Annotated in this window: 15 protein-coding genes; all 15 read right to left on the reverse strand. The window is 31.7% G+C overall.

Annotated elements, in window-relative coordinates; genetic code table 11:
• Positions 1-497 precede the first annotated feature (497 nt).
• The 15 genes from ABWP20_RS05050 to meaB all read right to left on the reverse strand — a co-directional run bounded on the left by ABWP20_RS05050 (position 498) and on the right by meaB (position 14,439).
• Positions 498-971, reverse strand: a complete 474-nt coding sequence (locus ABWP20_RS05050) for a spore coat protein (protein WP_353094361.1) — start codon at positions 969-971, stop codon at positions 498-500.
• 106 nt (positions 972-1,077) lie between these two features.
• Positions 1,078-2,289 (reverse strand): glycosyltransferase family 4 protein, encoded by a 1,212-nt coding sequence (locus tag ABWP20_RS05055; RefSeq protein WP_353094363.1) that lies wholly within the window; start codon positions 2,287-2,289, stop codon positions 1,078-1,080.
• 128 nt (positions 2,290-2,417) lie between these two features.
• The gene (gene lysS / locus ABWP20_RS05060; protein ID WP_353094365.1) at positions 2,418-3,896 is read right to left on the reverse strand and encodes a lysine--tRNA ligase; all 1,479 of its coding nucleotides are present in this window, start codon (positions 3,894-3,896) and stop codon (positions 2,418-2,420) included.
• A 31-nt stretch (positions 3,897-3,927) separates the two neighbouring features.
• On the reverse strand, positions 3,928-4,404 hold the full coding sequence (gene greA / locus ABWP20_RS05065) for a transcription elongation factor GreA (RefSeq protein WP_353094367.1): 477 nt from the start codon (positions 4,402-4,404) through the stop codon (positions 3,928-3,930).
• A 155-nt stretch (positions 4,405-4,559) separates the two neighbouring features.
• Entirely contained in the window at positions 4,560-5,420 is an 861-nt protein-coding gene (locus ABWP20_RS05070; RefSeq protein WP_353094369.1) for a hypothetical protein, read from the reverse strand.
• Between the two features lie 124 nt (positions 5,421-5,544).
• The gene (gene dusB / locus ABWP20_RS05075; RefSeq protein ID WP_353094371.1) at positions 5,545-6,513 is read right to left on the reverse strand and encodes a tRNA dihydrouridine synthase DusB; all 969 of its coding nucleotides are present in this window, start codon (positions 6,511-6,513) and stop codon (positions 5,545-5,547) included.
• Positions 6,514-6,557: 44 nt separating this feature from the next.
• Positions 6,558-7,340 carry a type III pantothenate kinase gene (locus tag ABWP20_RS05080; protein WP_503012512.1) on the reverse strand — a complete coding sequence of 261 codons (783 nt, stop codon included), beginning with the start codon at positions 7,338-7,340 and terminating at the stop codon, positions 6,558-6,560.
• 10 nt (positions 7,341-7,350) lie between these two features.
• Entirely contained in the window at positions 7,351-8,100 is a 750-nt protein-coding gene (locus ABWP20_RS05085; RefSeq protein ID WP_353094375.1) for an ECF transporter S component, read from the reverse strand.
• Between the two features lie 164 nt (positions 8,101-8,264).
• The gene (locus ABWP20_RS05090; RefSeq protein ID WP_353094377.1) at positions 8,265-9,236 is read right to left on the reverse strand and encodes a P1 family peptidase; all 972 of its coding nucleotides are present in this window, start codon (positions 9,234-9,236) and stop codon (positions 8,265-8,267) included.
• A gap of 156 nt (positions 9,237-9,392) precedes the next feature.
• The gene (locus ABWP20_RS05095; RefSeq protein WP_353094379.1) at positions 9,393-10,577 is read right to left on the reverse strand and encodes a sodium ion-translocating decarboxylase subunit beta; all 1,185 of its coding nucleotides are present in this window, start codon (positions 10,575-10,577) and stop codon (positions 9,393-9,395) included.
• 27 nt (positions 10,578-10,604) lie between these two features.
• Positions 10,605-10,991, reverse strand: a complete 387-nt coding sequence (locus ABWP20_RS05100; protein WP_353094381.1) for a DUF2118 domain-containing protein — start codon at positions 10,989-10,991, stop codon at positions 10,605-10,607.
• A 25-nt stretch (positions 10,992-11,016) separates the two neighbouring features.
• On the reverse strand, positions 11,017-11,382 hold the full coding sequence (locus ABWP20_RS05105) for an OadG family protein (protein ID WP_353094383.1): 366 nt from the start codon (positions 11,380-11,382) through the stop codon (positions 11,017-11,019).
• 14 nt (positions 11,383-11,396) lie between these two features.
• A complete protein-coding gene (locus ABWP20_RS05110) occupies positions 11,397-12,941 on the reverse strand; it encodes an acyl-CoA carboxylase subunit beta (RefSeq protein ID WP_353094385.1) in 1,545 nt (514 codons plus the stop codon).
• A 27-nt stretch (positions 12,942-12,968) separates the two neighbouring features.
• On the reverse strand, positions 12,969-13,370 hold the full coding sequence (gene mce, locus ABWP20_RS05115; RefSeq protein WP_353094386.1) for a methylmalonyl-CoA epimerase: 402 nt from the start codon (positions 13,368-13,370) through the stop codon (positions 12,969-12,971).
• Positions 13,371-13,503: 133 nt separating this feature from the next.
• Positions 13,504-14,439 (reverse strand): methylmalonyl Co-A mutase-associated GTPase MeaB, encoded by a 936-nt coding sequence (meaB, locus tag ABWP20_RS05120; protein WP_353094388.1) that lies wholly within the window; start codon positions 14,437-14,439, stop codon positions 13,504-13,506.
• Positions 14,440-14,453 lie beyond the last annotated feature (14 nt).

Here is a 14,453-nt window from a genome sequence, read left to right on the forward strand (position 1 = left end):
TACTCTCTTTTCCAAGAGTTGTCAACTGTTTTTTTGAACTTTTTTCAAATCTTTACTTGACTTGTTTAATTCAGTGTCACAGCCGACCTTTATTATGATACATGGTTTTAATCATAAAGTCAATACCTTTTTTTAAAAAGATTGAATTTAAATAGAAAGTCTATATATTTGTCTATTTTTCTAAATTCTACAATTAATTTATCTTTAGAAACTAAGTTAAAAGTCAACTAATCTAAAAATATAAACTTGTTTAATTTATCTTTTAACATTGCTTATAGTATAAATAAGCAGCCCCATAATAGAATTAAATCTTTTAATTCCATTATTTTAATCTTTAAAATATACTTAAACTTGCCTATCTATATCATTGTTTTTTTATAATTATAGTTTTCTACTTAATCTATACTTTTTAAAAACAAAAACTGCTAACAAATTTTACTTCGTCAACAGTTTAAAATAAATAACATACCATTATATATTACTAACTCTCTGTGATTTTATTTCACATTATACATTCCATTGGCATGCATATAATTAAATAATTCTTCTCCATGTTTTTGTTCTTCCTTCTGTATATGTTGAAGAGCTTCTCTTACATCTTTATTAGCAGACTCAAATATTCCTGTATCATAGAACCCAGAAACATATTTTTCGGTAGCTAATAAATCACTACATAATAAAGCGTCTTCAGGATTGTTAAAAGACATATTGTTACTATTATTCGCATTAGTATTTTGTTGACTATTCGCGCTTTGATTGCTATGTGTAAGATTTGGCTTTTTCCCTTGCAACAAATCGCTTACAATATTATAATGATGCTGCTCCTCTGAAGCTAGTTTATTTAGCAGCTGCTTTAAATTAGGATCCTTTGCCTGATTAGCAAAACTCTGATATTTCTTAACACAAATATCCTCTTGTTTTTTACCGTCTTCTAAAATCATTCTCTCTTTTTGACTTAAATTTATTTGCATAATATGCCTCCTAATAATATTTTAATTACCAATAGCTTTTGCTTTTATCTACGTTTATATTCATATTTAATAGCAGAAAATAATTAAAGCCCTATAAAAATAAGGCTTAAAAATATTTCTCTATTTTATTAAATATATTTCTCCAAGATAATCTCTCTATTTCCTTTCTTAAATCATGATCCATAGTATAATTTTCATATACTCTTCCAATTTGCTTCTCAATTGCAATTTGAAGTCTGTTTTCAAACAATGGTAACTCTTCTTCCACTGGTCTATCTACTTGAATCACACCAGGTAATTCTACATACTCTATTGCTCCACTGTTATTAATCACTTCACCTAAATTCGATTTAAGACCTGAAATTTCTGTTACAACTATTAATAATCCACTAGCTAAAGCCTCTATTGTAACTAAAGATAATCCTTCATAAAAAGAAGGCAATACAAATATATCTGACTCTCTAAATACTTCCCCTAAATTTTTTTGAGTCATCTCTCCCAAAAACTCTATACCTTTACCTATCCGCTTTCCTAATTCTTTGATACTTCTTTCTTCTTCTCCTGTGCCTGAACCAATTAAAAGTAGTTTAATATTATATTTATCATTTAATCTTTCAAATACTTTAAGTAGTGACATTACTCCCTTAGCATAGCTAAGCTTTCCTGCATATACTATCTTTATTTCCTCATGGTGAATTTTATTTAATGAAGGAAAAAATATATCTCCATTATATCCTCCACCTATGACTATAATGTTTTCATTAGGAATTCTATATTTTTCATTGATAATTAACCTTTGTTCTTCACTCAATGAAAAAACCTTATTTAACTTCTTGCAACTATCTATTATCTCTTGTCTGTACTGTGGACATTTCTCAAATTGTCTAATATCTGTGCCATGGCATACCCCTATTACCTTAGTACCTTTAGCCACTTTCACTGTTAGAGAAGTTGACAGCCACAAATGATGGGTCAATATAACATTAGGTTTGAAATCTTCTATAGCATTGACAATTATATTATTAAAGCAGTTCTTCCATTTCTCTAACATATCCATAGTTAAGTCACTATATCTCATGCTTTCATAGGGCATAATATCACTCATGCCTACTATGGGAAAGGGAAGTTCCTCTGTATTAAATATTACAGGATAAAATCTATCTATATTCTCAATATCGATATAATCTTTATTTTGTATTCCAGCAATCAAACCTTGAACATATCCTCTTTTATTACTTTCTCTTATTAATGATTGTAGATATATTCCACTTCCTGTTTTGCCAGGATATTGAGATATAATATGTAAAATCTTCTTCATTAAATACTCCTCCTTATTTTAAGGAAAGGGGCTTCTCTATAAATACACCCAGATATATCAAAATAATATTTATTTCTAAATAATAAAAGAGCAGGATTTTAATATCCTGCCCAAAATCAAATCTCTTATTACTCTTCTATTGGTTTCATAGTAGGGAAGAACAATATATCCCTTATACTTGGTTGATTTGTTAGTAATATTACCATTCTATCAATACCAATACCAAGTCCTCCAGTAGGTGGAAGTCCTACTTCTATTGCATTTAAGAAATCAGTATCCATAGGATGTGCTTCATCATCTCCTAAGTCCTTTTGTTTAACTTGATCTTCAAATCTTTCTCTTTGATCTATTGGGTCATTTAACTCTGAGAAGGCATTAGCTAATTCCCAAGTATTGATAAATGCCTCAAACCTATTAGTCTTTCTTGGGTCATCTGGATTCCTCTTAGCAAGAGGTGATATTTCTACTGGATGTCCAGTAATAAATGTAGGTTGAATTAAATGTTCTTCACAGAATTCTTCAAACATTTCTGATATAACATGACCTCTTGTCATACCAGGCTTTATTTCAAGTCCTTTTGCTTTAGCAATGGCTATTGCTTCTTCATCAGTACTAATCGTAGAGAAATCTACACCAGTAAATTCTTTTACTGCATCTGCCATATCTAATCTTCTCCATGGTGGAGATAATTCTAATTCAGTACCTTGATAATTTATCTTAGTAGTTCCTAAAGCCTTTTCTGCTACATAGGCAAAAAGATTTTCAGTTAATCTCATCATTTCTTCATAATCTACATATGCTTGATAAAGCTCTATATTAGTAAACTCAGGATTATGTTTTGGACTCATCCCTTCATTTCTAAACATTCTGCCCATTTCATAAACTTTCTCAAATCCACCAACAATAAGTCTCTTTAAATATAATTCATTGGCTATTCTTAAATACATGTCTATATCTAAAGCATTATGATGTGTAGCAAATGGTCTCGCATTTGCTCCTCCTGCTATTGGGCTTAAAATTGGAGTTTCTACTTCTAAAAATCCTCTATCATCTAAGTATTCTCTTACAGCCTTAAGTATCTTTGTTCTTAGTATAAATGTTTCTCTTACTTCAGGATTTACTATTAAATCTACATATCTTTGTCTATATCTTAGATCTTGGTCTTTTAAACCATGAAACTTTTCTGGCAATATTTGTAAAGATTTAGTCATTATAACTATCTTCTTAGCCCTTATAGATATTTCACCAGCATGTGTTCTAAATACTTCTCCCTCAACACCTATAATATCTCCAATATCTAAAAGACTTAAGTCCTTATATTCTTCTTCACCTAATAAATCTTGCTTAGCAAATATTTGAATACGTCCTTCACTATCTAATAAATCAATAAAACTAACTTTTCCATGTCCACGTCTAGACATAATTCTTCCTGCAACTGCTACACTACTACCGTCTAACTCTTCAAATTTATCCTTAATAGTAGTACTATGATGTGTATAATCAAATTTTTCAACTAAAAAAGGGTTTTTACCCTTTTCAGTCAATTCCTTAAGTTTTTCTCTTCTCATCATTAACATTTCATTTAAATTTAATTCGGTTTCTCCCATTATTTTGCCTCCTTAGTTTATTAACACCTATTTATCTAGTAATAGTTAATATCTCATATTGGATTTTCCCGTCAGGAACTACTACTTCTACAACATCACCAGATTTATATCCTAAAAGTGCGGAACCTACAGGAGATTCATTTGATATTTTACCATTATAAGGGTCAGCCTCCGCAGAACCTACTATAATAAATTCCATTTCTTCATCATATTCTAAATCTTTTACTAAAACCTTAGAACCAATTCCTACTACATCTGTTGTTATATCATCTTCATCTATTATTTTTGCATTTCGTAGCATGGTCTCTAATTTTGCAATTCTTTCTTCTAATTGAGCTTGGTCATTTTTTGCCTGATCATACTCCGAGTTTTCACTTATATCACCAAAACTTAAGGCTTGTTTTATTTTTTCAGCAATTTCCTTCCTTCTAACGGTTTTTAATTCATCTAATTCCTCTTCTAACTTCTTTAATCCATCCTCAGTTAAAAATACATCTCTTTCTGGCATTTCATTCTCTCCTTTACCCAATAAATATTATTGCTTTTTTAACTTATTTATAAATATTATCTAATCTATGGAAACTATTTATTATTAATAGAAAAATTACATTTCCTACTTGTATGCAAGATATTATAATCAAGTGGAACCATAATGTCAAGTACCTAGAACTTCCCTTTGACTCTTATAAAGGAATTTACATAATCTTTTATGGTATAATGCTTCCCTTGGGAATATAAATATGTTACTGCTTCAATATTATTACATATTAAAGATTCAGCTAAGCTAGAAAGAACTTCACCTCTTATCCATCTATTTTCATTGATTCCTAAATCATTTAAATTAAACGCAAAATCCTTAATAGGGAAGAAAGATTTTTTGTTATCTAAATAAATCCCATCTACAAAATCAAAGATTATACAATTTCTTCTGACTTTAGAAAAATTAATCTCTAAATTATCTATCAAATTAATTATTATACTATAATTTCCTAAGATTCTTTCAATATTAGATGGATAAAACAAGGATAATCCTGTTTCATCTAATATATATTCATAAATTTCTTCATTATCCTCTTCGCAGCCTATAGCAGTTATAAACCTAACATTCCTTGAAATTCCTTTAATTATCTTCTTCATTCTTTCCTTATTATCACAAATAATTAAAATTTCTTTCTCCTCTAGATTATCTTTCAATAGGTTACATATTTCTTTCATCACTTTAGAAAGATTGGTTATCTTAATATATTCTCCATCTGATATTTTCATATTTGTAAATTCTTCTATGTTAAATATTATCTCTTTATCTAAATCCTTACACCCTTCAATAAACAATCTATCATAGCTTTCATCTTCTTTAAACTTTATTAAAACATTTAAATATTCTCTAAACTCATGTTTATCATTAAAATCAATAGGCTTTAAATTTATTCCAGCTATTTTACCTACTATATCATTTCCCCTCATAATATCATCTATTACATTAGGTTTGATTTTAGGTAAAATAAATTCTGGTATATATTTCATAAAGCCTTTTTTATAATGTTTTAGATATCTCCCACTATCTACTATATATAAAAGTCCTATAATAACCCTCCTCTCTAATTTTAACACTATTATATGAGAAAGGTTTTATATTCATTACATATACCTATGGATAAAGACTAATATATTCTAATAATACTTTCTCCATCTCTTCCTTATTATCAATAGTATATATTAAATTCTTTATTTCATTTGAATTTCTTAGTCCTTTTAAATACCAGGCAGTATGTTTCCTCATTTCATTTACACCAACTCTTTCGCCTTTTATGGAACAAATTAGATCTAGATGCCTTATACACATATTAATTATTTCTTCTTTTGAAGGCAATACATCTTTGCCCCCATTCATTAAATTAATTATCCTTCTAAATATCCATGGATTCCCTTGGGCCCCCCTACCTATTGCTATGGCATCACAATTCGTCAATTTAAGCATCCTAAGTCCAGCTTCTGGTTCAAATATATCCCCATTTCCTATGACAGGTATATCTATGCTTTCCTTGACTCTTTTAATAAATTCCCAATCTGCTTCACCAGAATAAAACATATCCCTAGTTCTTGCATGAACTGTTAATGCAGAAACTCCTTCTTCCTCTGCAATTTTAGCTATCTGTATTCCATTAATATTATCATGATCCCAACCCATTCTTATTTTTAAAGTAATGGGTTTTTTCGAAACTCTAACCACCTCCCTTAGCACCTGCCTAGCTAATATTGGACTCTTCATTAAAGCACTACCATCACCATTTTTAACTATTTTAGGAGCAGGACACCCCATGTTTATATCTATAATATCTATGTCTTTCCTTGGATTTAAATATTCTTCTACAATATTCGCCATTATATGCGGATCTGAACCAAATATTTGAATTGCTATCGGCCTTTCCATAGGATTTACTTGCAATAATGTTTTCGTTCCTGGATCCTTATGATATATACCTTTACTGCTAACCATCTCAGAGACTACCAATCCTGCTCCCATTTCTTTACATAATATTCTAAAAGCTAAATCTGTAACTCCTGCCATTGGAGCTAAAAATACCTTGTTTTTAAATTCAATATTTCCTATTTTCATGCTTTCACCTCAAATATTAGAAAAGTAAGTAGCTTATAAGCTACTTACTTATTTCTTTCAAATATTATCTTCAAGCCTTCTAATGTTAGCATCTTATCTATATTATTTACATATTTGCTTTCAGAAGCTATAAGATTTGAAAATCCACCTGTTGCTATGATATTTACAGTATCTTCTCTTTCTCCCATTTCATGAATCATTTTTTCTATAATATAATCAACCATTCCTATATAACCAAAAACTAGCCCTGATTGAATACTATTAGTAGTGTTTTTAGCTATTACTTTGTCAGGCTTTGCCAATTCTACTTTTGGAAGCTTAGCTGTTCTCATAAATAATGCCTCTGCAGATATTTTTATTCCAGGGGTTATTGCACCTCCTAAGTAATCGCCTTCCTTAGATACTGCACAAAAAGTAATTGCTGTACCAAAATCTACTATTATCAAAGGACCGCCATATTTCTCATAAGCAGCTACAGCATTTACTATTCTATCTGCTCCCACTTCTCTTGGATTATCATATTTTATATTCATCCCTGTTTTAACACCTGGTCCTACTACAATAGGATCAATACCAAAATATTTTATACTCATTGCTGGTAATGTATGCATCAGTGGCGGCACTACAGAAGAAATAATAACATTGTTTACTTCTCTTGGATTTAGCCCATGATATCTAAATATTTGCTCAAATAAAAGCCCATATTCATCAGATGTTCTATCTCTTTCAGTTGCTATTCGCCAGTCATATAATAATTCTTTATCATCATATACCCCAAATACTATATTAGTATTACCAACATCTATAACTAATAACATTATTTCCACTCTCCGTTCCTTATCTTTTGCTCTTTAGTGCACCTACTACAGAAGTTACTATTATAATTGCAACTATTGTCTCAGGTATTCCATTAACTAATCCTATACCAAAGATAACTTGTCTTGCAGAAGAAATATCTCCGCCTATGGCTTCTACAAATCTTTCGGCATAAAACAAATATATCATTAAAAGAACTCCCATAGTATTAGTTAATGTTCCAACAGCAGATACTATTATGGTATCTAATGCTTTTCCATTAACCTCAGTTTGAGCAAAGTAAGCTATGATTAAAGTTAGTGCTATAAGAAATACATTGATTATGGTTACCCATATACTCCCTGTATTCTTTATATTACTATATATTCCATAGGATAAATATCCTACAATTACTAACCAAATAAAATACAAAATTGTTTTGGTCTTACTTTTGCCTAGTTTTCTCAAAATAGTATATACATAAGAAGATACTACTCCTATTAAAACTCTAGGCAACACAGAAACCAATGGATTTAAAAATACAAAAGACACTGGTGTCGGATTAGTCATAGCTTGGAAAATACTAAATAATCCAAATATCAGTCCAATAAACCCACCTACAACCGGCCCTTCCATTATTGCACCAATTATAACAGGTATATGCATTATTGTTGCTCTTGTAGGCCCTATAGGTATAAAACCTAAAGGAGTCATACCTAACACCACAGAAACAGCACCTAATACCCCAATAATGGTCATCTTTCTCACACTAAATCCTTTTTCTTTTACCATTAAAATCCCTCCCGCTCTAGTTCCTTTTTTGTTGGATACCAGTCGATAAAATATTAAATTTTAGCTTTTACTAAGTCCAATTCTAATATGATATTGGCTATCTAACAAAAATATTATAATTCTATTTTCACATTAATTCAATAATAATTTTGTTAATTTATCTTTTAATTATCAATTGATTGAATATCTTTCCATGTTTTTAACCCACAAACTCCTTCTGCAAGTGATACGCCATTAATAACAGCTTTACTCATTACTTCAGCTGCAATGGTCCCTATAAGGCTTATATCTGTCTTTATTTCATTAGTAGCCATAGTAAATATTGTATCTCCATCTACCATGGTATGAATTGGATTTATTGACCTTGCAAATCCGTTATGAGCCATTTCTGAAACTTTATTTGCCTCAGCTTTAGTCAAAATTGCATTTGTAGCTATTATACCTATTGTCGTATTTTGTACATTGAATCCTAAATCCTTATTTTTATTTTTCATAATATCTATTGTATTTAATAATTTATTATTTTCATAATCATATACTCCAGCAATTTGCTCATTGTTTCTATAATCATATATATCACCAAAGCTATTTACAGAGACCATTGCTGATACTATTAACTTCCCTACTTTTACAGTAGCAGAACCCAAACCTGATTTCATAGCATTCTTTGGTCCTAAAATCTTTCCTATTGTGGCTCCCATACCACATCCTATATTACCTTGTATATTATCATTAATATTTGCATTTTGAGCTGCAATGTATCCCATATTAAAATCTGGTCTAATCCTATAATCTCCAATATTTAAATCAAATATCACAGCAGAAGCTACTATTGGAACTTTAGTTACTCCCACATCAAATCCTATATTCTGCTCCTCTAGATATTTCATAACACCTGATGCAGCTTCAAGACCAAAGGCAGAGCCTCCTGATAATACTACTGCATGAACTTTATCTACCATCTTCTTTGGCTCAAATAAATCTGTTTCTCTTGTGCCTGGAGCTGATCCTCTTATATCCACACCACCTGTTGCACCTTTTTCGCATATAATTACAGTACATCCCGTCATACCTTCATTTGACTGGGCATGGCCTACTTTGATACCTGAAACATCAGTTATATATCCTTTGTACATATTATCACCTCTATTCAATTAACAAACAACGATTAACAATTAACAGAATAAAAACCGAGATCCTTCGCTACACTCAGGATGACAAATTAGTCACTCCAATATGATGAAGAATCTCGATTTAATTGTTCTTTGTTCTATGCTAATTGTTAATTGATTCTAACCTCCAAAGAAATTCAATAATAATCCTGCTGCTATAGCTGAACCTATTACTCCTGCTACATTTGGTCCCATAGCATGCATTAATAGGAAATTTCTTGGATTAGCTTCCTGTCCAACTTTTTGTGACACTCTAGCTGCCATTGGCACTGCTGATACTCCAGCAGATCCTATAAGTGGATTAATCTTTCCACCTGAAACCTTATACATGATCTTACCAAATATTACGCCTGTTGCTGTGCCTATGGAAAATGCCACAAGTCCTAATACTATGATACTCAGTGTTCTAACTGTAAGAAAAGTTTCAGCATTAGCCGTTGCCCCTACAGTTGTACCTAAGAATATTGTAACTATATTTACTAACTCATTTTGTGCTGTCTTAGATAATCTATCTACTACTAAGGACTCTCTAAATAAGTTACCTAACATCAACATACCTACTAATGCTGCTGCTGATGGCAATAATAAAGCTACTAATATTGTAACCATAATAGGGAAAATAACCTTTTCTTTTTTGGATACTACTCTAAGTTGATCCATCACTACTTCTCGTTCTTCTTTGGTTGTTAAAGCTTTCATAATTGGTGGTTGAATAATTGGTACCAAAGCCATATATGAATAAGCAGCAACCGCTATAGGTCCTAATAAATGTGGTGCTAGTTTAGATGTCAAATATAAAGCTGTAGGTCCATCTGCTCCACCAATAATACCAATACTTGCTGCCTCTGGTCCTGTAAATCCTAAAAGAATTGCACCTATAAATGTAACAAAAATACCAAATTGTGCTGCAGCTCCAAGTAATATACTCTTTGGATTTGCAATAAGTGGTCCAAAGTCTGTCATCGCACCTACTCCTAAAAATATAATAGGAGGGTAAATACCTAATTTAACGCCTTGGTATAAATAATATAAAAGTCCTCCGTTCTCCACAACTTTAGAGACTAGTTCTCCAGTCTCAGGATCGGGAGCAATTTTCACAACTGGAGGTGCCATAAGTCCTGCTTCAGGTAAATTAGCCAATAACATACCAAAAGCAATTGGAATAAGTAATAAGGGTTCAAATCCCTTAACTATTGCTAAATATAACAGTATACAGGATACTAAAATCATCAGCGCTTGTCCCCAAGTAATGGCAGCAAATCCCGTACTCTGGAAAAATTCCAGTAATATATCTCCTAAATTCATGAAACTTACCTTCCTTTCTCAATGGAATTAGTCTAATACTACTAATTTATCACCTGTATTTACAGTAGCTCCTTGCGCAGTATTGATGCTAGCTACTATTCCATCTCTAGGAGCTAATATTTCATTTTCCATCTTCATAGCTTCTAATATTAGTAGTATATCTCCAGCCTTAACTTTATCTCCTTCTTTTACTTCTATCTTCCATATATTTCCTGGCATTGGAGCTTCTACAACTTCTTGTCCAGCTGATACTACTACTTCCTTCTTCTCTACCTTTGGTGCTGGCGCTGCCTTTGATGCTGGTGTTGAAACTGCTGGTGCTGCTGGCCTTTGCACACTACTACTTCCTGTAGTTACTTCCTCAACTTCAACCTCATAAGAATTTCCGTTAACATTTATCATAAACTTTCTCATTATTATGCCTCCTTAGAAATTTATATTATAATTTACCATATATTTGTTCTTGTCTACTAGCTGTTGCCCAAGCTGGAGAATTTTGAGGTATTCTTCTAATACTCTTTATATTTACTTCCGGTATACTAATTCCCAAACTTGCTGCTACAGCTGCAGCAATAACTGCCACTAATTCCTCATCATTTGTAAGGCTTTCCTCTACATTTTCTACTATAGTTTCTTTGGATTCAATTGGCGATGGTGATTTTTTAACAACTTCAGATTTTTTTTCGCCACCTATTTTTTTTAACACCGATATAAGCATTGCAAGTACTATCAAACCTGCAAATACTACAACCATACTAAATACCGTAATTACTAAACTATCTCCCAAACTAATAATATCACCCAATGATTTCACCTCTTTTATACTGGTAAATTACCATGTTTTTTCGCAGGCCTATTTTCTCTCTTAGACTCTAACATATCAAATGCCGAGATTAATCTAGGTCTCGTAATGCTTGGAACTAATATATCGTCTACAAATCCTCTTTGAGCAGCAATATATGGATTAGCTACAGTATTTCTATATTCAGCAATTTTTTCCTGTCTTGTTGCAATTGGATCATTAGAGTTCTCAATATCCTTCTTAAATATAATATTTGCAGCACCATCTGGTCCCATAACTGCTATTTCAGCATTTGGCCATGCGAATACTTGGTCTGCACCTAAATCCTTAGAACACATTGCAAGATAAGCACCACCATAAGCTTTTCTAATTATTAATGTAACCTTAGGTACTGTTGCTTCACTATAAGCATATAACATCTTAGCACCATGCCTAATTATTCCGCCATATTCCTGTTCAGTTCCTGGTAAAAATCCTGGAACATCTACTAAATTAAGTAAAGGAATATTAAAGGCATCACAAGTCCTTATAAATCTTCCTGCTTTATCTGATGCATTTATGTCTAGACACCCTGCTAAAACCTTAGGTTGATTACCAACAACTCCTATGGTTCTTCCATTTAATCTAATATATCCAGTTATAATATTTTGTGCATAACATGGTTGAATTTCAAAGAAATCTCCACCATCAGCTAAAAGTTTTATAATTTCTTTCATATCATATGGTTTATTAGGATTTACTGGAACAATTTCATTTAATCTTTCTTCAACTCGATTTATATCATCTTCTATTGTATAAATTGGTGCAATTTCTAAATTATTAGATGGTAAGAAAGATAATAATTCCTTAATTCTCTCAATACATTCTGATTCAGTCTTATCTAAGAAGTGTGCTACTCCTGATATTTTATTATGAGTATTGGCACCGCCCAATTCCTCTTGAGTAACTTCTTCACCTGTTACAGATTTAATTACTTGTGGTCCAGTAATGAACATCATACTAGTCTTATCTACCATAAATATAAAATCTGTTAATGCTGGTGAATAAACTGCTCCACCTGCTGAAGGTCCCATTATAACTGAGATTTGAGGTATAACTCCAGATGCAATAGTATTTCTATAAAATATCTTTCCATATCCTGATAACGCATCTACACCTTCTTGAATTCTAGCTCCACCAGAGTCATTAAACCCTACAATAGGAGCTCCCATTTTAATTGCCATGTCTTGAATCTTGCAAATCTTAGCAGCATGCATTTCTCCTAAAGAGCCACCAACTACTGTAAAATCTTGAGCATAAGTAAATACTAATCTTCCATCAACTGTACCATAACCAGTCACCACTCCATCAGCAGGAGCTTCTACCTTTGCCATATCAAAGTTTGTACATCTATGTTCAACAAACTTATCAATTTCTACAAAAGTACCTTCATCAAATAGCAAGTTAATTCTTTCTCTTGCAGTAAGTTTTCCTGCCTTATGATGTTTTTCAATTCTTTTATCTCCACCACCAAGCTCAATTTTCTTAGTAGTTTCTAAGAGTCTTTCAATTCTCTCCTTCATATTTACCCTCCTTCTTGTGTTAAGTACCTAATCCCTTTGACAAAGCTCTATAAGCACTCCAAAGGTTGACTTTGGATGTAAAAAGGCAATTTTAGCGCCACCAGCACCATATCTTGGTTTCTCATCTATCATTCTAATTCCTTTTTCTTTCATTTCTTCAATGGCTTTCTCAATATCATCTACTCTATAAGCAATATGCTGAATTCCCTCACCTTTTTTTTCAATAAACTTAGCTATTGGCCCATCTTCTTCTGTTGATTCAAGTAGCTCAACCTCTGTATCCCCTATAGGTAAAAATGCCACTTTAACTTTTTGCTCTTCAACTACTTCTTTATCTATACATTTCATCCCTAAAATATCTTCATAAAATTTAAGTGTTGCATCTAGATTTTTAACAGCAATACCTATATGATCAACTCTACCAACCATATGACCGCCTCCCTTTCTATTCAATCCACAATAAAACCATAATACTACAAATTCCAACATTTGTAAAAGTCATAAAAATAATAAATACATTAAATTATGGTTATTTTAACCTATTAAATATTAATTGTCATCATCAACTCCTCATTAACTGCATTATTTCGTCCTTTGCAGTATAAGGGTCTATTTCCCTTAATGTGACTTTTCTCGCTAAATTTTCAATTAAATCTTCTTTAACCGCTTTATCTAATATTAAATTCATTAACTCTTCTTCTACCATTTTAAGTATCTCTAATTTATTATTCCTCGTCCTTATTTCTTCAAGTTCATTAGTCTTTTCTACATATTCTCTGTGTTCTAATATTTTCTCTAAAAGTATATCTATATCCTTATTCTGTCCTGCAGACACTTTGACTACTGGTGGTCTATAATCTCTCTTTTCATTTAAATCTAAGTTCATCTCTATTTCCACCTTAGTCTTATCCGCTCCATCAAGATCCGATTTATTTATAGTAAATACATCTGCAATTTCCATAATTCCAGCTTTTATTGCCTGAATATCATCTCCAAGATTAGGCACCATAACCATAAGAACAGTATCAGCTGTCTTTACTATATCTACTTCTGATTGTCCAACACCTACTGTTTCTATAAAGATGTAATCACATCCAAAAATATCTAATACCTTTACAGCACCCCAAGTAGCCATGGACATACCACCTAATGAACCGCGTGTACCCATACTTCTTATAAATACATCTTTATCTAAAGAAAGATCACTCATTCTTATTCTGTCTCCTAAAATAGCCCCTCCACTAAAAGGACTAGTAGGGTCTACTGCTACTATGCCTACTTTCTTTCCTTGTTTTCTGAGCTCTTTAGTTAACTTATCAGTTAAAGTAGATTTCCCAGCTCCCGGAGGACCAGTTACACCAATTACATAAGCTTTACCTGATTTTTTATATAATTTCTTTAATATATCAATCGCTTCTCTATCATTATTTTCCAACATTGTAATGAGCCTAGCACATGCCCTTTTACTACCTTGTAATAAACCTTCGTTTATATTCAAATAAGACACCACCT

It is taken from the genome of Tissierella praeacuta (assembly GCF_040396155.1).
GTDB classification, from domain to species: Bacteria; Bacillota; Clostridia; order Tissierellales; family Tissierellaceae; genus Tissierella; species Tissierella praeacuta_A.